Raw genomic sequence first — 24552 nt, forward strand, 5'->3', positions numbered from 1 at the left:
TCGCTCCGCCCGCCGGACGTCGGCCGCGGCGCGATAATTGAGCCCCTAGTTCCACGGCAGCAGTTCGCCGAGTCGGTTTGCCGGATGGACGGTATCCAACAAAATCAAACGAATTTCTGACACCAACCGTCGCCCGCAGCCGGAGTCTCGTAGAGTTAGAATGATCGCGACGCATCTGGAAAAATTGAACGGAGAGTCAACGCGCCGCAGTCCAACATGGGGGCGGACTGCCCGATGGAGCAATCGGCGGTCCGCTTTTGATCATCGCCGGCCGGTTTACGGCCAAGGAAACCTTCCCTGTCGACTTGTTCACGGCCGTCAACACCGAAGCGTCGCTGGACGAGGTCCGGCATGCGAGCAGCCCATGGTGGGCCGGTTTCTCTCTGTCAATCCGGATGGCGGTGTATTGGATCAACCCAATAAACCTCTTCCGGCTTCTCTACAGGATCGACATCCGTGATGTTGACGACGACTGCCTCGTTGTCCGATCGCACCAGGACGCACTCGAGCACGTTGTCAGGATCGGCATTGATTTCCTGGTGCGGTACGTAAGGCGGCACGAAGATGAAGTCGCCTGGTCCCGCCTCCGCGACATATTCCAAATGATCCCCCCAGCGCATACGGGCCTTGCCACGGATCACGAAAATAACGCTTTCGAGCGCACCGTGGTGGTGGACCCCGGTCTTGGCGTTCGGCTCGATTGCGACGGTGCCTGCCCAGATTTTCTGTGCGCCGACGCGGGCATGATTGACGGCTGCCTGCCGGAACATGCCAGGCGTCTGGGCCGTGTTGGAATCGAGCTGGTCGCCCTTGATGACACGGATCCCGTTGTGCTTCCAATGGTCCGAGTGATGGTGGTCGTGGTGATGGTCGTCGCTCATGGTGCGGTCCTGCTCAGATGACGTTGAAGAAGTGCGTGCCGTCGCGATCGAGCTGCGCGACCAGTCCGTATTCCCAGTCGAGATAGGCCTGCATAGCCTCCACGGGGGCGTCCGTGCCTTCGTAGGGCCGACGATAGCGATCGATGCGGGGTGATGCGAGGTGGGACTCATCGGTTTCCAGGATTCGACCGGCAGCCTTCCAGGCAGCGTTGCCGCCCTCAAAAACGAGGACTGGAACATCGACCAGTTTCTTAAGGTCGACGGCGGCATAAATGGCGAGCGCGCTTGTGCCGCATGTGACGACGTAGGTTTTTGCGGGAGGCGCGCGCTTGATCGCTTCCGGGAGCTGGGAGCGTAGCGCGAACCACGCACCCGGGATGTGCCCCTTTAGGTAGTTCGCGCTGGTCGTGAAATCGAGCACGACGATATCGGAATTCGGATTGGAGATCGCGGAAGAAAGATCGCGGACGCAGATCGTCGGGGTCGGCTCGACTTCGGGCGATATGCTCTTGAAGGATCCTTGTTCGCTGATGGCATCACTCGGAGCCTGTTCTACGACATAGACTTCCCAACCCATCTGCGCGAGCCACGACGCTGCCATATTGGCACGCGTTGTCTCGTCGTCGCTTAGTACGATACGCGCACCACGGACAGGCGCGTAGTGATCAGTCTCCTGTACAAGCTGTCCGCCTGGCACGTGCATGAAGCCCGGCAGGTGGCCTTCGAGGTATTCTGGTTCGGTGCGGACGTCGATCAGATAAGTCGTTCGGTCCGGGGTTTGAAGGCTGCCGATGTCCGACAGAGCAATGCTCCGAACACCCGCGCGCGCGGCGACGGCTGCAGCGGATTTTTGCGCCTCCGAGCGGTCCCTGGCTTCGACGTCAGCGAAGCTCCTGCTCGCTCCATGTTCCAGTGTCTGACCTGCCAAAGTCCATCCAATTGTTCCGTTGCGAAGACCGACGACCTTGTTCGGTATCCCGGCATTGATGAGAGACTGCGTTCCGATGATGCTGCGTGTGCGGCCAGCACAGTTGACGATCACAAGGGTCTCGGGATCGGGAGCAAGGTCCCGTGCGCGCAGGACGAGTTCACCACCGGGAACGTTGATACCCTTTGGAATGCTCATCGTTTGATATTCGTCAAAACGGCGTGCATCGAAAACGACCGCGTTGGCTCCTTCATCTAGAAGCGCCTTTACCTTGGTCGCGTCCCAGAGCGGCGTGTGCCTTTTCGCTTCGACCAGTTCACCGAATGACTTGCTCGGCACGTTGACGTCAATGAACAGTTCGCCGCCGTCGGCCTTCCACGCTTCCAATCCCCCTTCGAGGATATGGACATTCGTGTAGCCGAGCGATTTCAGTTTCTCGACGGCGATGGGAGCGAGGTCTCGTATGCCATCGTGACCATACAGAACGATCAGCGTATCGCGTTGTGGGATCCTGCGCCATGCATCCAGTTCAAGCCGGGCAATGGGAAAGTTGGCTGCCCAGAGGGGATGCCCTTGCGCGAAAGGATCTTCTTCGCGGACGTCGGCGAGAAGGATTTCCGAGCGGGCCAGAAGATGCTGCCGCACTTCGTCGTACCTGAGGCTGTGCTTCGTTGTCGGGGCTGACATATTTTCTCCTGCTATCGATCTCGTGAGCTATTCACGAGGTGATGGTCTGGTTGGCAGCTTCAAAGTCGACCAGCCTGCTCGGAGCTGCCGCCCCCTGAAACAGCGTTGCGGCTCTCGCTCCAAAAGCGCTGATGGGTGGTTCGAGAGCACCGAGAGTCGGCGCGTGACAGAGCCAGAGTTCTGCGCGCAACGAAAAGTCGCTGACCGTGATGATCTCCAGTTTGGTACGGTGGGGGCTCATCTCCAGAAGGGGCACGGGAACGAGTCCAAGTCCGAGACCTGCGGCAACCATCTCCAACTGCGTCTCTCGAGCAAAGGTGTCGAGATTGACTTTGAACGGAAGATTGAGCGCCGCATGCGCCCGCTGCAGTTCCGCCCGGAAACCGCATCCGTCGGGGTTCAGAATCCACCCGGATTTGTGAAGGGTGCCAAGGCGTTGGGCACGGTCTCCGCCCGATCCGAGCGGCCCCACGATCGCCATCTCGACCTGCGCCAGCGAAACGGCGGTCACTTTGTGCGGAAAGATTTTCCGTGTGGGCATCAATACGATCGCAGCATCGATCTGGCCGTCGACGAGCTTTTCAACAATCTGGTTCGCCCAGCCTGTGGTGGCACGTATAGACAGTTCCGGCCATCGCTCCCGTTGCAGATGGACTATGTCGGCAAGAATCACATCGCAGACCGCCTGGGTCAGTCCCAAGCGCGCACCACCCGTCAGGTTCGAGCGGGCACTCAACGTCAAGCGGAGCTTGTCGACTTCCTTGAGGATATTGAGGCACTGCTCGTGGACGCCGAGACCTACGGTGGTTGGAACGGGTGGCTTGACGCTTCTGTCGAGCAGGGTAACACCGAGGTCCTTCTCGAGGTTCTGGATGCGCTTCGAGATCGCCGACTGGGTCAACGAAAGAATAGCCGCCGCTTGGCTGAGCGACCTGGCTCCGACCACGGCGATGAAAGCTTCGATGTCGTCGAGGTTCATTTGCAATCGTCTCCGCTTGGTGCATTTCTGGAGTTCAGTACCCTGGAAAGAACCTTCTCCTCAATTGACGTGAACGCCTGCGAACTGCGCACACGAGGATGCGCAAGCTCGATATCCAGCTCGAGAACGATCTCGCCTTTCTCCATCAAGATGACGCGATCGCCAAGAGCAATGGCCTCCTCGACGTCGTGTGTGACGAGAAGGACAGTGAATCCGTGGCGCGCACGGATGCTTTCGATGAGGTTCTGCATTTCAAGTCTCGTCAGTGCATCCAGTGCGCCGAGCGGTTCGTCAAGCAGCAGGAGACGCGGCCGGTGTATAAGGGCACGGGCAAGGGCAACGCGCTGCCTCTGTCCACCTGATAATTGGGACGGCCATTTGTCAGCGTGTTCGGAAAGACCAACCTCGGCAAGCGCCTTGCGTGCGCGGTTCTGCCATGGATTGGGCAGGCCGATCCCGATGTTTTGGAGAACGGTTCTCCAGGGCAAGAGGCGCGCGTCCTGGAACATCATCCGCACCTCACCGGAGATTTCGGACAGGGGATTTCCGTCGATCTGGATTGTCCCGCCATCGATAGTTTCGAGGTCCGCGATCAGCCGCAGTAGAGTGGACTTCCCACAGCCCGAGCGGCCGACAATCGAAAGAAACTGACCGGCGGGTACGTTGAGCGAAAGGCCCTTGAGAACCTCCGTCCCGTCAAAGCCCTTCCACAGGCCGAGGATGTCCAGCGCGGCTCCGCCCGCGGAGGTGTTGCTTAACGAAACCTCTTTTGCCACGTTCGGCCGCGTCGATTTCAAGGAGACTAAAGTCACCAGAGACCTCTCTTACTTCTGATAGGATGGATGCCAGCGTAGCCAACGGTTCTCCGCGAGCCGCGCCAGCCAGTCTGTCAGCTTGCCGAGAAGCGCGTACAGGATGATCGAGAGCACCACGACATCGGCCTGAAGGAATTCGCGCGCGTTCGTAGCGAGAAGGCCGATACCCGAACTCGCTGCGATCGTCTCGGCGACGATCAGCACGATCCAGGCCACCCCGAGCGCGTACCGCACACCAACGAGAATAGACGACATGGCTCCAGGCAGTATGATGTCACGTAGAAGACCGGTTCGTGTCAGTCCGTAGTTCCGCCCCATCTCGATCAGACCCTGATCGACTGATTTGATGCCGTGGAAGGTGTTGAGGTAGATCGGAAACATGGTGGCGAACGCTACGAGGAAAATCTTGGCTTCCTCGCCGATTCCGAACCACATGATGACGAGCGGCACCATGGCGAGCGATGGAATGTTGCGGAGCATCTGAAGCGAGCTGTCGAAGAGCGTTTCCCCGGTTCGCCAAAGGCCGTTCACAAAACCGAAGAACAGCCCCAGAGCCGCACCTATACCGAAGCCGACGGCCGCTCGCCAAAAACTGGCTGCCATATGCTGCACAAGCTCGCCGCTTGCCGCCAGAGACCAGGCGGCCTCCAGGACGGCGAGCGGCGAGGGTAGAATGCCTTGGGAGAGCAGTCCTCCCGATGAGGCGATCTGCCAGAGAATGACGACGATTACAGGAAACGCCCACGGAGCAAATGCCTGGGCCAGATACCGTCCTGCTGTGATTGGAGTCTTCGCGCTGGTCGTCATCATCGTCAGCCTCTGCGTTCGTCAGTCCGTCTGCTTGGGAGAGAAGGAGTCGTCCAACAGGTCGCTGGCGTTCAGCTTCTTGTCGATGATCCCGGCTCCATAATAGAGATCGATCGTGCTTTGCTGGAGCTTCTCGACGTCTGCGTTGATCAGCTGGGGAGCGTGCCTTTCGCGGGTCTGCTTGCCGAGCGCCACGTCATCGGGAATTTTGACGAGCTGGGCGATAATCTTCGAGTATTCCCGCGGATGCTCGAGCCCCCAGGCGCGAGCCTTGGCGCTGCGGGCGACGAAGTCCTTGAGGATATCGCGCTTGCCTTCGATAGCAGCCTCGGAGGCGATGAAATAGGAAAGGCTGGGGTAGTTCTTGCCATCGACGATGATGCGAGCCCCGGACTTGAGCGTCGTGAAGGAGATGTAGGGTTCCCAGAGCGAGACGGCATCGACCGATCCGTTCGTCAAGGCGAGCGTCGCCTCCGCAGGCGGCAGGAAGACCGGCGTGATGGCGTCTTCCTTGAGACCAGCCTCTTTGAGCGACTGAAGGATAAGGGCGTGGCCCGCCGAACCCTTCACGAAAGCGACCTTCTTGCCGACGAGATCCTTGATGCCCTGATAAGGTGCGTCGTTCTTTACGATGATGGCGTTTCCTTCGTACTTTGTGGCGAAGATGGCCTTTGCCTTGACACCACGCGCAGCGGCAAAGGTCAGTGGCGCGTCGCCGACCGAACCAGCGTCAAGAGCTCCGGCAGCGAGAGCTTCGAGCAGAGGGGCGGCGTTGGCGAATTCGCTCCACTCGACTTGATAGGGGACGTCCTTAAGCACGCCGGAAGCGTCCATGACAGCGCGCGCGTTGCCGCGCTGGTCGCCAACGCGAAGAACCTCCTGGGCGGAGGCGACAGTCGCGGCGACGGAGATCGCCACTGACAGTGCGAGGCGAATGATTGACTTGGTCTTCATCACAATACTCCTTGATGCGAGGTCAGAGCGCAGCGCGCCGCTTCTCGGTTGTCTCGCGTGTTTCGAATTGATTGGCTGGCCGTTCGAGACCCAGGGTCTCGCGCAGGGTGGTTCCCGGATACTCCCGACGGAAAAGTCCGCGCTCCTGGAGAACCGGGACGACGCCTTCGAGGAAGAGGTCCTCGTCGCGACGGATGTAGGGAGGCAGGATGACGAAGCCGTCACACGCACGCTGGGAGTACCAATGGGCCAACTGACTGGCGACTTCCTCCGGCGTACCGACGGGCGCGAAGAATGACAGGCTTTCCGCATACCATTTTCCGACCTCGGCAACTGTCATTTTCTGTTCAATGGCGCGCTTGATGACGTACTGGAAGCGGCCGACGCTGCCGGTGATCTTGTCGGTGATATCGGGGAAGGGTGCATTCTGGGGGAACTGGGCGAGGTCGAAGTTCATGCTCGCCGACATGAAGCTGAGGCCTGCCTCGGGCAGAATGAGTTCCTTGAGCTCTCGTTCCTTGTCCAGTGCTTCCTTACGGGTGCGGCCGACCACGGGGACGATGCCGGGGAGGACCTTTACGGCGTTCTCCGAGCGGCCGCCTTCGACTACCTTTTCCTTGAAGTTCTTGTAGAAGCTTCGTGCGCGCTCCAGTTCAGCATGGACGACGAAGATCACCTCGGCATTCTGCGCCGCGATCCCCTGGAACCGGTCCGAAACGCCAGCCTGAATGAGGACCGGACGACCCTGCGGTGGGCGGGGTACGTTGATAGGGCCGCGGATTTTGAAGAAGTCGCCTTCATGGTCAATGTAATGGAATTTGGTGGGATCCGCGAAGACGCCGGACTTCTTGTCGAGGACGAGCGCATCGGCTTCCCAGCTATCCCATAGCTTGCCCATGACGTCCGCAAATTCGATGGCGCGGAGGTAGCGCTCCTCGTGTCCGAAATGTTGCTCCCGGCCGAAATTGCGCGCCTCGCCATCGCTGACGGAGGTGACGAGGTTCCAGGCGGCGCGACCGCCGCTGATATGGTCGATGTTCGCCAACATACGGGCGGCGGCATAAGGCGAGGCATATGATGATGAGATCGTGCCGCCTATGCCGATATGATCGGTGACGGCTCCGAGCGCCGCCAGTGTGGTCAACGGCTCGGGCCTGGTGACGAGACGATACTTCACAGTGTCGGCAAAGTGCTGGCCATAGTTGTCGTCGATCGAAAGCTTGTCGGCGACGAAAAGCATGTCCAGCTTCGCGGCTTCTGCGCGGCGGGCGACGGTCTTGTAGAGCGCCCAGTCGACGCCGCCTGAGGTGGCCGACTCCGGGAGCCGCCAACCGCCGAGATGTGTGCCGGCCTCGAGATAAAGAGCGAGATGCATCCGTACGCCTTCCTGAGATAATCATTCTCAGAAAGACTATTTATATAAAATCTACCGTCAATATAGAAATAATGGAATAATGCTTGGTATCGAAAGAAAGCCTCAGGGGTCTAATTGTCTGAGGTTTGCGGAAACAGTTTCCTCGTAGGCAACAGTTTTCGCGAATAGCTGCCTACCACGATGACGTCGAAATTGTCGCACGCGTGTCCTGATCTGTTGGGGAAAGCCACACATCCCTCCTTCAAGGCGGTGGGGCGGGAACCCGCCAATATGAGCTGCCGAGTCGGATGACTGACTGGGAGGCCCCCTCGTCTGGCACGTACACGGTCCAATGCCCCACGCGGGAGGGTTTAAGTCTCAATCAGAATTTCGGGCGCCACCTCTGGAAGGATGGGGGTGCTGATCGGGGTGTAGAGATCGACATCAGCCGCAGTTCGCAACGTTGCGACAAGTGCATAACGAACTGCTGTATCACCCCTTCTCTGACCCGTATTCTCCCGCCACCATCCGCCAGTCGGATAGATGGCGATAGCGTCACGCTGGGAGAGCTCGACGGCGTTTCCCTCCCAGATATCCCCATGCAGCGATCCTCGATTGCGAAGAACGGGACCAAGCGTCCAGCCTGTGTCTCCCGCCGCCCTTGCCGGCGGCCTTGCCCCGGCCGCGGCATTGATGCGACGCAAGAAGACATCGGGGCGCTCGTCGCCCGGTTTCAACGCAAACCGCAATCCATGCGAAGCGTAGCTGTGACGGCGTGTTTGGCCACGCTCCCCAGGATTGGGCTCAATGAAATAGCTGAGCGTGATCCGCAACTGGACCTGGGTTTCTCCAAGAGCCTCGAGCTCCTCCGTCGGCCAGGGAAGCGCGTGCAGGACCATGTCCTTGGTCTCGATCCTGCTGCCCACGGTCTTGAATGGTTGCATCTCGTTCTCAATGACCATGGTGACATCGTTATCGAGACTTCCAAGGGCGCGCACCAGTGATGGAACCCCGAAACCGTAACGCCGCATCAAGGCATTCTTGTTGATCCCGCCAAGATGGGCTTTCATCGTCGGTGTCCATTCCGCCGAATGGACGATCAGCGCCCTGACCGTCTCGGACCACAGATCAGGACGCTGCCCCAGGATCTGCGCGCCCATCCTTGCCGCGAGCGCAGTTGCTGCACTGGTCTCGCCGGTCGTCGTGAACGCCCGGTTCTCAGGCGTCCGATAGGTCGTCAGCAGCGCGAGATCGTCAAGGTGATCACCAATGAGCGTCGCCGGATCTACGCCCAGATTGCCACCCTCGAAGACGACATCGGGTTTGAGGGGCCAATCGTAGTTCCAAGTGACGGAGGTGCGGCTACGTGGCATAAGATCGCCGACCTGGGCCATGACACCCCACCCGTTGAAGACAGGGTCGGTGATTGTCGTCTTCTCGGTAAATGCTCCGACCGTCAGCACATTCCACGCCTGAGCAGGGCTTTCGATCGGCATGATATCGTTGCGGACGAGATAATCGTTCTGATGGATATCCTCACGAATATTGCCGGCGGAAACCGCAATCAGGCGCGGCGCATTGTCGGCGCCATAGGCAAGTGCGTCGAGAGCCGCAGACCATGACGACGGACGGCCGCGCCAGTGATCGCCGTCACTGGTCAGGGCAAGGCAGATCGCGCGAGGCCGGTTCGGCGCAACGATCTCGGCACGGGCGATTGATTGGGCGGTGATGGCGCCGAAGAGATCGGGGTCATTCGCGCCATGGTCGGGCAGAATCTTTACCGACTCCAGTCGGTGCGTCAGGATGATCTGCCCGGCTCCGGCGAGAACATCGGTCAGGTCACCGTATAGGGCGACGCCGGAAAGCTGGGTGCCATGTCCGCCGTGCCCCTGATTACTGGTGTCTTCGACGTTCCAGCCGGGATCGAATGCCTGCTGATCCACTGCTGCGAGCGCCGGGAGGATCAAAGGGTGACGTCGGGTAGAGCCTGAATCGAGAAGGCAGACGGCGGGACGGTCACCATCGGGGGCCACAATGCGGCCCGCCGTCTCCGCAGCCCAGGCGCGTTGCTCGGCGCCGTCCATCTCCATAAAGAAGGCCGGTGTATCGCGGGCGGTTCGTAGCTCTGCGATCGTGTCGGTGTGCGCAATGATCCGCCCGAGGGTTTCGGCGCTCGCGTGGACGATCAACACCTCGCGCTCCGGAAACTGAAGGGCATGTTCACGCACCGGAAGCTCCAGTCGCTCAGCCGCCGTCGCAAAGGTATCTCTGGTCCCGAGACGCAGCCAGACCTCCCACCAGATGGCCGTACCGGGCACCGGAAAGAACGCCTCGTCATCCGTATAGAGGGATCTGGCCACCGCAAGACGCGCGGTCTCAAGTGAGGCCACGAGCACTTCATTCTTGGGTCCGTTGTTTCTTTCGACGATCTCACCGTCCACCTCGACCCGTTGGATCCGGTCCTGGTCGCGATATTCGGCCACCTTCTTGAGGTAATAGTCGCGCTGGCGCTCGGGGACGAAGACGGTGGCGGCAATCGCGTTCCCTCCCTCCCCTATCGGGCGAACGCTAACAAGTTCGATCGGAAACCTGCCCTGGCGGTTTTCGAGCTTATCGACGATCTCGCTCTGGGATGAAGGGAGTTCGAACTCAAGATAGAAACCTGGCGTTCCACCCGCAAGGTCGGGCTCGCGGGCTCTCAATTGCGCTTCCGCGTCTGCCACTGCCCGGGTAAGGGCTTCTGTCAGCTTTACAGCATGCTGAGCCCTATCGCGCACCGGCACGGTTGTGCCGCCACCTCCGCCTCTGGCGGTGTAGTCCTGGATGTTCCCGTGACCGGGCAAATAAACGTGTGGGAGTGGACGCGGTGGTTCTTCTGCCATCGATTATTGCGACGCCGCTCCTTTGCGTTCGGCTATCGCGAGGGACAGATCGTTCTGGGTGATGCGGTCCCGGTCGGACAGGACGACGAGTTTCGCGGCGTCGGCCGCAGCGCGAGCAATCTCGGCCTGGCTCAAACCGGCAGCATCTGTAACCGCTTTTGTCCAGTTGATATCCCGGGTGTCGAAGCTGGAAAGGCGCGCTTGCAAAATGCCGGTCGCGACTTCAACGCTCGGCAATGCATACTCGATGACGTCATCGAACCGCCGAAAGAGCGCTGGATCGAGCAATTCCGGGTGATTAGTCGCCGCCACCACCAGACCGTCACTCTCATCCTCCTCGAGGAATTGAAGGAACGAATTGAGGACACGCCGGATCTCGCCCACGTCATTGCGTTCCGCGCGCTTCGCGCCGATCGCATCGAACTCGTCGAAGAAGTAGACGCCTTTGGTTTCAGCCATCGCCGAGAACACCAGCCGCAACTTTGAGGCGGTCTCCCCCATGAACTTCGTCATCAAGCCATCGAGCTGCACGGTGAACAACGGCGTATGGAGTTCACCGGCGAGCGCAGCCGCGGTCATTGTCTTTCCGGATCCGGGGGGACCGATGAGCAACAGTTTGCGCCGTGGGGCCAGCCCATGGCTGCGAAGCTTATGCTGTTGTCGCTGCTCGAGAATGACTCGTTTCAAACGAGCTTCGAGCTCCGCAGGAAGGATCATGCTCGACAACCGAACGTCAGTGTAGCGCACCGCAACCAGGTTCGCGAGATCACCGCGTGGCTGCGCAATAGGAACAGGGGCTTTCTTGCGCCCGGAGGTACGATCCTTGTTGGCGCGCGCTGCATCGACAAGCTCGCGGAGTTGCACAGCCACCTTTCCATGACCCCTGCGGGCCTCACTTGCTGCAGCCTGCAATGCAATCGTCAGGAACTGCTCGTCGTCGCCTTCGACGTGGCTCTTCAGCAGCGAGATCAACTGCTGCGCCGTGGTCATGACGACTGAGCTCGGTTCATAGATCGAGCTCCTTCTGATTGAATGGTCCACATTTGCGTCATCGTGTCCCTCTCGCGGTGACTTTTTGGCACTTTCGAGAGATAGACGCCTCTCCCAAAGAACTGGTTAAAATCCAGTTTAATGATCGCCATAGCGAAAAGCAATTTGAACGGAGCAACAGTTCCCAACATTTGAGACTGCAACGAGAGCAAATTCTTTCCTATCAGCTTGATGGATACATTCGCATGGTTATCCATCTATCTCACTCGGCATTGCGTTAGCGATCGAGACCAGCGTCGAACGCATCCAAGCGGGAGCCCGGACCGCATTGGATGCTAGCGTCTTCTTGTCGCTGGCCGACAGTCGACGCGAGGCGATCTGCGCAACGTCGGCGGCACGCACCGCCCCGACGTGACGAAGGGCCTGAACAACTGTGCCGGCAGCACTGTCCGGAGCAATAAGGTGCTTGGGCGAAGCGTGGCGCAGATCAACGACGCGCTTATCGAGCACAACACGGCGCGACGGGCCATCAGTCAGATAGATGCTATGTGCGGGGACCTGTGTTGACAGGCCAAGGGCATTCGCCGCGCGCGCACCGGCGATCTGCACCTGAGATCCGGTCTCCCGCGCCAACGCTTTCGCCACATCGTCAGGCCTAGGCGAAAGGGCCCCAAGTTGCGGATGAACCTTTGGGAAGTCGTACAGGCCTCGCGTCAGGCGCCGAAGCTTTCCATTCCTGGCCAACCGAGAAAGCGCTTGGTCGACGGCCGCGCGCGCGGCCACGTCCAGGAAATCACTGGGCGTGAAGACACTGCCGCGCCCGCCGGCACGGGCACGCTTCATAATTAGGTCTGGAACTGATGTCGCGAGGGGTTTCATGCGTCAGAAATTAGGCTATATTTTTCTGACATTCAAGAGCGCGCTTCATGTTCGAACAATATGAGTAGATCCAAGGCGACCATTCACACGGTCGTCGTTCAGTCTACTGCCGGCACGGCTCTGCTTTCTTACATACGAAAGCAATGCCTTGAGTGCGGCGGAGATATTCCGGTTCTTTGGATAACACAGCATGAACCCCGGATGGGGGGCGACCCAGCCTTCCAGGAGTGAAATCAGACTGCCGTCGTCCAGAAAAGGCTTCGAAATTGGCTCTATGCCATAGCCTATGCCCTTGCCGCTGAGAGCGGCTGAAAGTGTGTAGGTCGAATCCGACACGATGAGCGAACCGCTGACAGCAACCTCGAAGCGTTCTTGACCGCGCTGAAACTCCCAGGGGTAGATTGCTCCGGTGTGGGGGCCTCGAAAGTTGATGCAATTATGATGAACGAGGTCTCCCGGTTCAGAGGGCGCCCCGAAACGGGCGAGATATCTTGGTGAGGCGTAGACAATGCGCTTTAATTCCGGTCCTAACCGAATAGAGACCAGATCGTCCTGGATGCTCCGGTTAGGGATGACCGCAGCATCAAACCCGGACACCGCGATGTCGACGAGCACATCTCCAATCGTGAGATCGATGGTAATGTCCGTGTAAGCGGCTTCGAAGCCATTAAGAAGCGGTTCCATATAAAGCCGCATCGGCATACGCGGGACGCAAAGCTTCAGCGTCCCGGAGGGCTTTTCCCGAGGCTCCGTCAGGTCCTCCATCAAGGTGTCGAATTCGGACATCATTGGCCCGAGGCGCCGGGCCAATCGACTTCCAGCTTCGGTCAATCTGACCGTTCTCGTCGTACGCTGCAGCAGTTTCGTCCCAAGCCGCCCTTCCAGAACCTGGATTGTGTAGCTGAGAGTGGAAGGCGCGATTTTCAGGGCTGCTGCGGCCCGAACGAAACTGCCGGAATCCACGATCATCATAAAAGCACGCAGATTGCCAAAGTCGGTGCCCCGCATTCTTCGAACCTCTCGAATAGTGAAATCGAAAACAAACATATAATCGACAGGAATATGCACCAACGTCTATAGAATTAGTAGACTTTTGCTTCCTAAATAGGCCCGCCGCCCGCAATTTGAAACCGTCTGTCATGGGCGCGGCACCTCCTTATTCCTGAAGCAAAGAACGATATGCAACGAGAACTTCATTTCACCGCAAATTACAATCTTGGCCTCGGCTTGCACCCAGCGCGATGGCGCCTCATCGACAACCCCGCGCAGTTTCTCGATGTGAACGCTCACATCGAGGTCGCGCAGATCGCGGAGAAGGCAGGTTTCGACGCTGTTTTTCTATCGGACTTCCAAAGCCTTCCGATGGAGCCGCCAGTCGAACCGTGGCACGCACTCGATCCATTGCTGGCACTTTCGGCGATAGCGGCGAGAACTGAATCCGTGGGACTGATCGCCACTGTTTCCACGACATTTTCCGAGCCCTACGAACTCGCCCGCAAGCTCTCTTCGCTCGATCATATCAGCGGTGGCCGTGCTGCCTGGAATATTGTGACAAGCTATCTTCCGGAAGCAGGCTGGAATTTCGGCATGGACCTGCCGACGCATGACGAGCGTTACGACCGTGCGGAGGAGTTCGTGAGCGTTGCAAAGGCTCTCTGGGCAAGCTGGGGAGACGGTGCGCTATTACTCGACCAGGCTGGCGGCACGTTCGTCGACTGGAAGAAGGTCAGCCATCTCAACCATGTTGGAATGCATTTTAAAGTCCGTGGGCCCTTGCAGGTGCCGACCAGCCCGCAAGGAAAGCCCATCCTGGTACAAGCCGGATCCTCCGAGGTCGGCCTTAGCTTCGGCGCAAGGCACGCCGACCTGATCTATAGCCTCCAGACCAACCTCGAGGCGGCCCAGGCGGGTTACAGAAGGACGAAGGATGCGGTGCGCAAGGCGGGGCGCGATCCCGACCGGACGCTGTTCATGCCTGGAATCTATCCGGTCGTTGGCTCAACCGAAGAAGAGGCGCTCAGAAAAGTTGAACGACTCGACGCGCTTCGCGACCTCGCCGCCGATGCGCGCTGGTTCGGGATTCGTCTTGGTGTCCCTCTTGGTGGCGAGGACCTCGACAAACCGGCTCCGACCCGCGCTCAGGCTGACTTCACACCTGCGGTTTCAACCGGGATTTCGGAATCCACCTGGCAGATGATCGAGCGGCGGCCCGGCGCGACGCTGCGGGAAATCCTGCTCAGTTCGCAGGGACGCAACCGCTTTATTGCCGGGACGCCAGAGAAGGTCGCCGATGAGATTGAGTTGTGGTTCCGCAGCGGTGCGGCTGACGGCTTCAATGTCAGCGCCACGCATTTTCCCGATGGCTTCAGTTCGTTTACGGAAAGCGTCATCCCCATCCTGCAGCGACGTGGCATCTTCCGGTCGGAATATCGGCACAGCACATTGCGCGGAAACCTGGGGCTCGGTGAATGACGCGCGACCCTCACCACACGCTCACATCCACGGAACTAACGCAGAACGATCCGGTCCCGTCACCCGCTGATTTTGACGAAAGCCCAGTCGCGCGCATCTTCCGGCAGCCGACGATGCTCGGCCTCTTTCTGCCACTCAATGCCGGTGGCTGGAGTGCGTCGCATCTGCCACGCACGACGTCATGGGATTTCGGCTACAACCGCAACCTCGTACGAATCGCTGACGAACTCGGCTTCGACATCGTCTTTGGACTGTCGCAATGGCTTCCGAAAGGCGGGTTCGGCGAAGTACTGAACGGCACCTCTCTCGACCCCTTCGTCACCATGGCTGCGCTGGCGACAGAGACGAAGAATATCCTGCTCGCATCGACCGTGCATATCCTGTATGGACCTTGGCACCCGCTTCATCTGGCGCGCGCCGGCGCCACCCTCGATCACATCACAAATGGCCGCTGGGGCCTCAATGTCGTGACCGGTCATCGCCGGATTGAACACGAGATGTTCGGCGGCTCGCAGATCGAGCACGATCAGCGGTACAGGCTCGCCGACGAATTCGTCAATGCGCTGAAGGCATTGTGGCGCTCGGACGAGCCCGTCACCTTTTCCGGTAAATCGCCATGGCGGATCAAAGAGGGCTTCATCACGCCGAAGCCGCGTTTCGGCCGACCCCTTCTGATCAGCGCGACAGGCTCGCCCGCCGGCATAGACTTCGCTGCGCGGCAATCGGATATCGTCTTTGTCACTAGCCCCGGCGGGGGCAGTTTCGAGGCAGCGCGGGCGTCGCTCGGCGCCCATACCGCCACCGTCAAGGCAGCTGCGGCTCGAAACGGGCGCACAATCCGCGTCATCCTCAATCCAATCATCGTCTGTCGCGACACGGATCAGGAAGCTCAGGAATACTATGGCGCGATTGTTGCCGCCGTCGAGCAGAGGAATGTCGGCGGGCTGCATAACATTGCTGACACGAAGGATTTCGACAAACGGCTGGTCAGCGACGCGCAGGCGTGGGCGAAGAGCAACGATGTAAACTCGGTCGATGCGATCGCTGTCGGGGGGAATGTCCGGCTCGTCGGCTCGCCTCAACGGATCGTCGAACAGCTTGCCGCTTTGCATGCCGAAGGAGTGGACGGTTTCCACATCTCCTTCTTCGACTACCTGCCCGACCTCACCCATTTCGGACGAACCGTTCTCCCGCTGATGCGGGCAGCCGGTTTGCGGCTCTAGGGGTGATGAGATGACAGTTCAACAAAAAATCGCGTCGGGCCGATCAAGCGGGAGAACGGTGTCGCAAGAGCGTCTCAACCAGCTCAGTGAACAGACGCGTCGCGCAATCGCGCAGCTCGAACCGGTCACTCTGGATTGGGTTGCTCCGGTCGCCACAGATATGGACGTTGCCGTCATCGGCGGTGGTCAGAGTGGTGTTGCCATTGCGTTTGGACTGCGCCGTGCCGGCATCCGACGGGTGCAGGTTTTCGATGCCGCCACGCCGGAAACAGCGGGCGTCTGGAATACCATAGCCAGGATGCACACGCTTCGCGCGGGCAAGGGATTTACCGGTCTCGAACAGGGCATCCCTGAACTGACATTCGAGCACTGGTACGTTGCGCTTCATGGTGACGCCGCATTTGCCGCAATGGCGGAAATACCCCGCACCGTCTGGCTCGACTATCTCAACTGGTATCGCGAAACGGCGGGGATCGACGTGCGATGGCAGCATCGCCTGATTTCGATCGATCCGCGTTCGGACGCCGAAAACGCACCGCTCAATCTGCGCTTTGAACTGCAGGACAAGGGCGTGATAGATCTGTCAACACAGACGATCGTACTGGCAACTGGCCTGGACGGCTTGGGCGAACCCTATATACCGTCGGTTCTTTCCCACACTCTTCCTCCCGACCGCCTTGTCCACACGAACGACCTCATTAATTTCGCTAGCCTTCGCGGCTTGAGCGTGGGTGTGGTCGGAGCGGCCGCATCCGCGTTCGACGCAGCGGCTGTCGCGCTGGAACATGGTGCAGCGAGTGTGCATCAATTCGTCCGACACGGCGATCTCGTAGAGGCCAACGATCAGGCTGCCGCCAGACCCTCGGCTGACAAGCTGTTCTTTCCGGAATTCGATGATGCAATGCGATGGCGTTTGATTTTGGAGCGCCGGCGACGCAGCTCCGCGCCGGATGCGGCCATCGCCCGGGCCTGCCAGCATCCGAACCACTATCTCCATTTCAACGTTGCGGCAGAACAGATTGTAGCTCTTGGCGACGATATCGTAGCGAGAACGACGACGGGCGATATAATGCTGGACACGGTCATTGCCGCGACCGGCTATAGGCAAAACGTTTATGCCCGGCCGGAACTGACCGCCGCGGCTCCCCACATTCTCCTCTGGCAAGACCGCGTTGCGGCGGCGGAGAGGGAAAGCGGCTGGTCTTCGCATCCCTATCTTGGGAAAGGTTTTGAATTGCAGGAGATAGAGCCTGGTTCGGCGCCATGGCTTAAGCGTATCCATGTCTATACCTTCGCGGCGATCATCAGTCACGGCATCCATGCTGGCGATATCGGCAGCGCCGCGATCGCACTGCCCCGCCTGATCGCGGCAGTCGCTCGCTCACTCTTTATCCATGCTCGCGCGGACTACGAGCGGCTTGCGAGCCTCGGGCCGTCCATCGCGGTCGACCGCGTCGCTCCCTCACCCGTCTCCGGACCTTGGGAGGCAGCTCCATGAAGAGGCTTACGCGGGTTGGCCGCAGTCTGCTACGCAACCTCATTCAGGCGGTCCCGACGATGTTCGTCATCGTCACGCTCGGTTTCTTCGTGCTGCAGCTCGCGCCTGGGGATGCCGCCGATTACATGGCGGCCGAATCCGGTGCCGCCACGCAGGAAACGGTGGCCGACATTCGCCGGGCTTTCGGGCTCGATCTGCCGCTGCTCGATCAGCTTGCGAACTACTATACAAGTCTGGCGCATTTCAGTCTCGGCATATCTCCCCGCTACGGTGTCCCCGTCGCCGATCTCATCATGGAGCGTCTGCCGGGTACCCTGACGCTCATGGTTCTTGCGATCGTCATCGCCCTGCTGGTGGGGATCGCAGCTGGCACGATCATGGCACTGAACGCAACGCGCGCGGCCGATCGCATTCTTTCGGTGGCATCGCTGCTGTTCTACTCAGTCCCGACATTCTGGATCGGATTGATCTTCATCATCGTCTTCTCGGTGAAGCTCGGCTGGCTACCGGCTGGCGGCATGAAAACCATCGGCGCTTCCTCGGGGGGCTTTGGCTGGCTTATCGACCGCGCCTCTTATGCATTGCTCCCCGCGACGTCACTGGCGCTCTATTACATGGCGATCTACGCACGTCTCACCCGATCTTCTATCCTTGAGGTCATCGGGCAGGATCATGTCCGCACCGCAAAGGCGAAGGGTCTGGCGCCACGACAGGTTGTCCTTCGCCACGTGCTGCGCAACGCGCTCATCCCGATCACCACGGTGGCCGGTATCCACGTGGCCGGCATTCTTGGCGGCGCCATCGTCATCGAAACGGTCTTCAGTTGGCCAGGCATGGGTCGGCTTGCCTTTGATGCCGTCATGGCGCGTGAATATACGCTGTTGCTCGGCATCATGCTGGTCTCGTCTGTCCTGGTGATTTGCGTCAACGCTATCGTCGACATCATCCAGGCTGCCCTCGATCCCAGAATCGAGGTGCGCTGATGAGCGGCTTCGATATCGAATCCTCAACCGCACGCATGGCAGCCGGTGAAGCCCCCTGGAGCAACATCGGCAATCCTGTCATTGCGCGCTCGGTCCTGCGCGACTTTCTCTCGAACCCGGGCGCGACAGCCGGTCTCATGACACTCAGCATTATAATGCTCCTGGCGCTGTTGGCCCCGTGGCTGGCTCCGGGCGATCCGCAGTCGATTGTCGGCCCTGAGCGTCTTTGGCCCGGAGAAAATCCGGACTTTCTACTCGGCACGGATTCACTCGGTCGAAGCGTCTGGGCGGGACTGGTACATGGCGCCCGTGTCTCGCTGCTGGTGGGGATTTCCGCAACAATTCTCGGTCTGGTGTTCGGTGGACTTATTGGAGCCATCGCCGGCTATTGCGGCGGCTGGATCGACGATCTCATCGTCCGGTTCATCGAGATATTCCAGACCATTCCTAGCTTCGTCCTGCTGGTCGTTCTCGTCGCCTTCGCGACACCGACAATCGGTACGGTCATCGTCGGCATCGCACTTGTGTCCTGGGCGATGATCGCGCGTCTCACCCGCGCCGAGTTCCGCTCGATCCGGGAGAAGGATTTCGTCATGGCTGCCAGGGCGTCTGGCATTTCGGCGCCACGGATCATTCTGCAGGAAATCCTGCCCAACGCCCTGCCCTCGCTCATCGTGGTCTCATCGATCATGGTTGCCTCGGCGATCCTGATGGAATCTGCGCTGTCCTTCATGGGGCTTAGCGATCCGAATACCGTCACCTGGGGATCAATGATCGGCGCCAGCCGCGAGGTGATCCGCAGCCACTGGTACCTCACGCTCATGCCCGGTGGGTGCATCGTCCTCACCGTGCTGGCGCTCAACCTCATCGGGGATGGCCTCAACGACGCGCTCAACCCGCGGATCAGGCGCAAAGTCCGCTCGCGGAAAGCAGTGGAATGATGGCGATACCTTTGCTTGGTGTCCGCGACCTCTCAGTCCGATATCACAGCCGGAGCGGTGAAGCGGTTGCCGTCGAGAACCTTTCCTTCGACATCGCCGCCGGCGAGGCTGTCGCTCTGGTCGGCGAATCCGGTTGCGGGAAAAGCACGACTGCCCTTGCGCTGTCCAACCTCCTGCCGGACGAAGCGTCCAGCAGCGGCGAGGTGACCTTCGATGGCCTGGATCTCTTCCGCCTCCCACCCAAGGCATGGCGGCCCATTCTCGGACCCCGGATCGGCATGATCTTCCAGGAGCCGATGAGCGCTCTCAATCCGGTCTATACGGTCGGAGACCAGATCGCCGAGGTACTGCACGCCCATGAACGGCTGTCCCGGAAGGCTGCACGTTCGCGGGTTCTGGAATTACTCGATCTGGTGTCAATGCCGGAACCACACCGTCGTATCGCGTCCTATCCACACGAACTGTCCGGGGGCCAGAGACAGCGTGCCATGATCGCCCAGGCGATCGCGCTCACGCCGCTCCTGCTGATCGCAGACGAACCGACCACGGCTCTCGACTCGACGATCCAGAGCCAGATCCTCGAATTGATCGATCGTCTTCGGCGCGATCTGTCCATGGGCCTGCTTCTCATCTCCCACGATCTGACACTGGTGTCGCGCTGGACCGACCGCGTGGTCGTCATGCACAACGGCAAAAGGATGGAAGAGCTCAAGGCAGAGCATCTGTTTCAGGAGAGCCAGCATCCCTACACGAAAGGGCTGATCGGCGCATCGATCCGTCTCGGCGATGGGCGCCACGCTTCATCGGAGCGGCTGAACGAGATCCGGACCCACAGGAACAGCAACGGCACAACCAGCTTCGAGATCCGTAGCCCGCCGGTTGCAGCGGAACCGCGCACCAATGCAACGGCAGATGCGCTTCTGGAAGTCGAGGATCTCACGGTTCGCTATGACCCCGCTAGCAAGACACCGCCTGCCGTCGATCGTGTGACCTTCGAACTCCTGCGCGGCGAAACGCTCGGGCTGGTCGGAGAATCCGGTAGCGGCAAGTCTTCGCTTTCAAAGGCGCTCAGCCGTCTGATACCCGTTGCCGGCGGACAGATCCTGTTCGAAGGTCAGGACATCACCCACGCAGGTGGAGCCGACCTGCGCGCCTTCCGCGGGCGCGTGCAGATGATCTTCCAGGATCCTTATTCTTCCCTAAACCCGCGCCGGACCGTTGGAGATATTCTCGATAGCGTGCTGCATGCACACAAGTATCGCAATTCCGCCGACAGGCAATCGCGCATAAGCGAAGCTCTCGACCAGGTCCGCCTGCCACGTTCGGCGGTGGAGCGCTTTCCCCATGAATTCTCCGGTGGGCAGCGTCAACGGATCGCGATTGCCAGAGCCCTGATCGTGCGGCCCTCGCTCGTCATCTGCGACGAACCGGTATCGGCACTCGACGTGTCCGTTCAGGCGCAAATTCTCAACTTGCTTGCCGATCTCAAGGAGGAAGCCGGTCTTTCCTATCTCTTCATCTCCCACGATCTGGCTGTCGTGAAATACATCTCGGACAGGATCATGGTCATGAAGGATGGACACATCATCGAGCGCGGCAACCACCAAAATCTATGGAGCAATCCCTCCCATGAATACACGAGGAAGCTGATCGCAGCAGCTTCGTAACGGCAACGGACTCCCTAAAACAACAGAACCCGAAACTTCACGAGCCAGGAGAATTTCATGATCAAACTGTCGCGCCGGACGTTCAACGCCGCCCTCGGAATCGGCGCATTGGGTACCGCCATACCCGGTATTTCGTTCGCTCAAACTACGCCGGTGCGTGGCGGTACCGCCCGCATCGTCGCCGCCAGCGAACCCGCCATGCTCATCGAATTGTTCCAGAACACCGGCAACGCCGGCGTCGGTTCCCGTGTCATCGAAGGGTTGTTGAAGGTCAGTTTCGACCGGACCTTCAAACCACATCTTGCGGAGAGCTGGGATATCAGCGCGGATGGAAAGACCTACACTTTTCACCTGCGCCCGGGCATCAAGTGGCATGACGGTCAACCGTTCACCTCCGCGGACGTTGCATTCTCGCTGCTGACGTTGAAGGAAACCCATCCGCGCCGGCGTGTGACGTTTGCATCGCTCGAAAAGATCGACACGCCCGATCCACTGACGGTCGTCGCCCAGTTCAAGACACCGGTTCCATTCCTGTTGCCGGCCCTTTCCGGCATCGCTTCGCCCATCATCCCGAAACACCTCTACGAAGAGACGGATATTCGGGCGAACCCCTATAACGCAAAACCGATAGGCACGGGCCCCTACGTGTTCAAGGAGTGGGAACGCGGCAGCCATATCCTGCTCGAACGCAATCCCGATTACTGGATCAAGGATCTGCCCCTGCTCGATGCTGTGGTGACACGGTTTATCGTTGATGTCAGCGCCCGCGGGGCGGCTTTCGAGGCGGGAGACGTCGATGTAGGCTATCACACACCCGTGCCGCTCGACGAGATCAAGCGCCTTGGCGACGATCCGCGCTTCGGCGTCGAGACTCGCGGTTACGAGCTTGAAGGCAGTCTGAACCAGTTGTTTTTCCGTCTGGATCATCCGATTCTCAGCGATCTGCGTGTTCGCCAGGCTTTCGCTCACGCCATCAATATCGACGACTACATCCGTCTCGTCTGGAAGGGATATGCTGTGCCGTCCCCGACCGCGATTGCACCGTCGATGGCAGAATATCACGATCCAAGTATCGGCTTCTATGCCTTCGACAAGGCCAAGGCGGAAGCGCTTCTTGATGAGGCCGGCCACAAGCGTGGTGGTGATGGGAAACGGTTCGCGCTGCGCCTTACCTACAATCCTGTCTACGGGCCAACCCGTGTCGGCGCAGAATTCCTCCGATCCGCCTTCGGCGACATCGGCGTCGACGTGGCGATCCAGAGCTACGACTACGCGACCTACATCAAGAGCGTCTATACCGACGCGGCCTTCGATATCGACCTCCAGCATCTTGCCAACGGTTATGATCCGACGGACGGCATCCAGCGCGGCTACTGGTCGAAGAACATCAAGAAGGGCGTGCCGTGGTCCAATCACTCCGGCTACAGCAATGCCGAGGTCGATGAGATCTTCGAGAAAGGATCGATCGAAATCGATCCGGCGAAGCGCAAAGAATACTTCGTCAGGTTCCAACACATCCTTCACCGCGATCTGCCGGCGGTAAACCTCGTTCAGTTCCAGAACCTGACGCTCTATCGCAAGACGCTGCACAACCACACCGAGGATTCGTCCGGGCATTCGGTCGACTTCGCCGCTGCGTGGCTGGGAAGCTGAGCTTTATCCGGCAGGCGGGCTCCACAGGCGCCGCCTGCCACGTAGCGCGACAACACCGTCATTATTTCCAAATTGTAAGTGAACGCCCTTGACCCATCATCCTCATACCTGGCCGACAATCGACACACCCGCATTCCGCACACTCGTGGCAATTTTCCGGCCGGTGTTCGCCGAAATCGCCGAAGGCTCGCGCCAAAGAGATGCGACACGCACACTCCCGCGCGATGAAGTCGCAAGGCTGAAAGCGCTCAAATTCGGTGCGCTGCTTCTCCCCAAAGATAAAGGCGGTTTGGGAGCGACACCGCTGGAACTCCTTGCATTGCTCGTCGAGCTTGCAGAGGCAGACTCGAATGTCGCGCAGATCTTCCGCGCCCATTTCGGATTGCTCGGACAGCTTCTCGACGAACCATCCAACGCCTGGACGAGGCGTTGCATCGACATCATCGGATCCGGGGAGATCATCTCCGCTGCAGCGACGGAGGTTGGAAATGCCACGCTTGGCAAATTTTCGACTTCCATCATAAAAACCAATGAGGGCCATCGTCTCAACGGCCAGAAATTCTATACGACCGGCGCTCTGTTCTCGGAATGGATGACTGTCAGCGGCTTGAACAATGCTGACGAGCTGATCATAGCGCTTATAAAAACGACGGCGCCAGGAACGTCCATTGTCGATGACTGGAACGGTTTCGGACAGAGACTGACCGCCAGTGGGACCGCCGTATTCGATCAGGTCCTTCTGCACGATGACGATATTGCGCCATCGGCATCGCGGTGGCCGTTCCTGACGGCCTTCGCTCAATTGGCCCATCTGGCAACGCTTGTCGGAATCGGGCGGGGGGCGTCCACTGCCGTTGCGGACTATGTGCGGTCACGCAAACGGACATATTCCCACGCGGCTGCCAGCACCGCGAGCGACGATCCGCAGGTGCTCCAGCTCGTCGGTAAGGTGTTTGCCAATGCGCACGGGGCAAACTCGATCGTACTTTCAGCCGCCGACGCCTATCACCGCGCTGTTGCTAAAGGCTGCAGGGAAAGAACGGAGATCGGCAAACTCGAGGTGCAGATTTACCAGGCACAGGTCGTCGTCCACCAACTCATCCTCGATGCGACGACCGTCCTCTTCGACGGACTGGGAGCGTCTGCGCTCAGCAACGAGTTGGGGCTGGATCGCTATTGGCGAAACGCCCGCGCCATCTCCTCCCACAATCCGGTCATCTACAAGGAGCGTCAGATCGGTGATTTCGCGGTTAACCGCAGCCTGCCGCCGGATCTTTGGACCACCGGCATTGGAAAGGCCTAGCGGATGTTTCGCGTCGAGGCTGGTCAACCTCACCTCAGCCGGCGCTGAACCAGATCGCGTGACTTAATTAGGAGATCTTATGGGAAATAAGCTGTTCGTTCTCGACCTGGGTGAAATTCGTGTCGACGAAAACTTCATCATCGCCAACTCCACTTTTGTCACGCCGCAGAAGCCGACGGTGAGTAGTCGTCTGATCGACATTCCGGTCTCCGCCTACCTCATCCAATGCACCGATGCCACGGTCCTCTACGACACAGGATGTCACCCGGAATGCATGGGAACGAATGGCCGGTGGCCCGCGCAATCGCAACTGAACGCGCCCTATATCGGGGCGTCGGAATGCAATCTGCCGGAACGGCTGAGGCAGCTCGGCCTTTCACCGGACGATATTTCGACGGTGGTCCTGTCGCATCTTCACAATGATCACGCCGGTTGCGTCGAGTATTTCGGAAAGTCGAGGCTGATTGCACATGAAGATGAATTCGCAACCGCAGTCCGGTATTTCGCGACGGGGGATCATTCGTCGCCTTACATCGTCAAGGATATCGAGGCGTGGTTTGCGGCCCCACGAAACTGGGATCTTGTCAGTCGCGATGAGAGAGAAAGAGAACTCGCGCCTGGAGTGACCCTGCTCAACTTCGGAAGCGGCCATGCTG

The 24552-nt window shown here is 59.5% G+C and carries 20 protein-coding genes; 9 read left to right on the top strand and 11 right to left on the bottom strand.

The genetic code is table 11. The features are described 5' to 3' along the window. Positions 1-386: 386 nt before the first annotated feature. From RRU01S_RS18735 to RRU01S_RS18790, 11 genes are all read right to left on the bottom strand, one after another. On the bottom strand, positions 387-881 hold the full coding sequence (locus RRU01S_RS18735) for a cupin domain-containing protein (RefSeq protein WP_012654853.1): 495 nt from the start codon (positions 879-881) through the stop codon (positions 387-389). Positions 882-894: 13 nt separating this feature from the next. Then, positions 895-2496: a rhodanese-related sulfurtransferase gene (locus tag RRU01S_RS18740; RefSeq protein WP_045231747.1), complete on the bottom strand. Its 1602-nt coding sequence runs from the start codon at positions 2494-2496 to the stop codon at positions 895-897. A 31-nt stretch (positions 2497-2527) separates the two neighbouring features. Further along, positions 2528-3475, bottom strand: coding sequence for a LysR family transcriptional regulator (locus RRU01S_RS18745; RefSeq protein ID WP_045231748.1), 948 nt, complete (start codon positions 3473-3475; stop codon positions 2528-2530). Next, positions 3472-4251, bottom strand: a complete 780-nt coding sequence (locus RRU01S_RS18750; RefSeq protein ID WP_045231765.1) for an ABC transporter ATP-binding protein — start codon at positions 4249-4251, stop codon at positions 3472-3474. Before RRU01S_RS18750 ends, RRU01S_RS18745 begins: the two co-directional genes overlap by 4 nt. A gap of 48 nt (positions 4252-4299) precedes the next feature. After that, a complete protein-coding gene (ssuC, locus tag RRU01S_RS18755; protein WP_045231749.1) occupies positions 4300-5100 on the bottom strand; it encodes an aliphatic sulfonate ABC transporter permease SsuC in 801 nt (266 codons plus the stop codon). Positions 5101-5118: 18 nt separating this feature from the next. Then, positions 5119-6051: an aliphatic sulfonate ABC transporter substrate-binding protein gene (locus tag RRU01S_RS18760; RefSeq protein WP_045231750.1), complete on the bottom strand. Its 933-nt coding sequence runs from the start codon at positions 6049-6051 to the stop codon at positions 5119-5121. Positions 6052-6073: 22 nt separating this feature from the next. Beyond that, entirely contained in the window at positions 6074-7426 is a 1353-nt protein-coding gene (locus RRU01S_RS18765; protein ID WP_045231751.1) for an LLM class flavin-dependent oxidoreductase, read from the bottom strand. A 350-nt stretch (positions 7427-7776) separates the two neighbouring features. After that, complete coding sequence (locus RRU01S_RS18770; RefSeq protein WP_045231752.1) at positions 7777-10287, bottom strand: S8 family peptidase; 2511 nt, start codon at positions 10285-10287, stop codon at positions 7777-7779. Between the two features lie 3 nt (positions 10288-10290). Next, positions 10291-11277, bottom strand: a complete 987-nt coding sequence (locus RRU01S_RS18775; protein WP_045231753.1) for an AAA family ATPase — start codon at positions 11275-11277, stop codon at positions 10291-10293. A gap of 249 nt (positions 11278-11526) precedes the next feature. Beyond that, entirely contained in the window at positions 11527-12120 is a 594-nt protein-coding gene (locus RRU01S_RS18785) for a DUF6088 family protein (RefSeq protein WP_045231754.1), read from the bottom strand. An 81-nt stretch (positions 12121-12201) separates the two neighbouring features. After that, on the bottom strand, positions 12202-13164 hold the full coding sequence (locus RRU01S_RS18790) for a LysR family transcriptional regulator (protein WP_010974803.1): 963 nt from the start codon (positions 13162-13164) through the stop codon (positions 12202-12204). Between the two features lie 171 nt (positions 13165-13335). Between RRU01S_RS18790 and RRU01S_RS18795 the strand changes: the two genes are divergently transcribed. The 9 genes from RRU01S_RS18795 to aiiB form a co-directional block, all read left to right on the top strand. Continuing rightward, positions 13336-14628 carry an NtaA/DmoA family FMN-dependent monooxygenase gene (locus RRU01S_RS18795; RefSeq protein WP_010974866.1) on the top strand — a complete coding sequence of 431 codons (1293 nt, stop codon included), beginning with the start codon at positions 13336-13338 and terminating at the stop codon, positions 14626-14628. After that, positions 14625-15851 (top strand): LLM class flavin-dependent oxidoreductase, encoded by a 1227-nt coding sequence (locus RRU01S_RS18800; RefSeq protein ID WP_010974865.1) that lies wholly within the window; start codon positions 14625-14627, stop codon positions 15849-15851. Before RRU01S_RS18795 ends, RRU01S_RS18800 begins: the two co-directional genes overlap by 4 nt. 10 nt (positions 15852-15861) lie before the next feature. Continuing rightward, entirely contained in the window at positions 15862-17349 is a 1488-nt protein-coding gene (locus RRU01S_RS18805) for a SidA/IucD/PvdA family monooxygenase (protein WP_012655011.1), read from the top strand. Further along, the gene (locus tag RRU01S_RS18810) at positions 17346-18332 is read left to right on the top strand and encodes an ABC transporter permease (protein WP_045023439.1); all 987 of its coding nucleotides are present in this window, start codon (positions 17346-17348) and stop codon (positions 18330-18332) included. Before RRU01S_RS18805 ends, RRU01S_RS18810 begins: the two co-directional genes overlap by 4 nt. Positions 18333-18367: 35 nt before the next feature. Next, the gene (locus RRU01S_RS18815) at positions 18368-19273 is read left to right on the top strand and encodes an ABC transporter permease (RefSeq protein ID WP_233278971.1); all 906 of its coding nucleotides are present in this window, start codon (positions 18368-18370) and stop codon (positions 19271-19273) included. After that, positions 19270-20940: a dipeptide ABC transporter ATP-binding protein gene (locus RRU01S_RS18820; protein WP_045023436.1), complete on the top strand. Its 1671-nt coding sequence runs from the start codon at positions 19270-19272 to the stop codon at positions 20938-20940. Before RRU01S_RS18815 ends, RRU01S_RS18820 begins: the two co-directional genes overlap by 4 nt. A 57-nt stretch (positions 20941-20997) precedes the next feature. After that, on the top strand, positions 20998-22593 hold the full coding sequence (locus RRU01S_RS18825) for an ABC transporter substrate-binding protein (RefSeq protein ID WP_010974864.1): 1596 nt from the start codon (positions 20998-21000) through the stop codon (positions 22591-22593). Between the two features lie 88 nt (positions 22594-22681). Beyond that, complete coding sequence (locus RRU01S_RS18830; protein ID WP_010974863.1) at positions 22682-23896, top strand: acyl-CoA dehydrogenase family protein; 1215 nt, start codon at positions 22682-22684, stop codon at positions 23894-23896. Positions 23897-23975: 79 nt separating this feature from the next. Beyond that, positions 23976-24552: quorum-quenching N-acyl homoserine lactonase AiiB (gene aiiB / locus RRU01S_RS18835; RefSeq protein ID WP_045231755.1), on the top strand; the 577-nt coding region annotated here is incomplete at its 3' end.

The sequence above is a fragment of the Agrobacterium rubi TR3 = NBRC 13261 genome (genome assembly GCF_000739935.1).
Taxonomy (GTDB): Bacteria; Pseudomonadota; Alphaproteobacteria; order Rhizobiales; family Rhizobiaceae; genus Agrobacterium; species Agrobacterium rubi.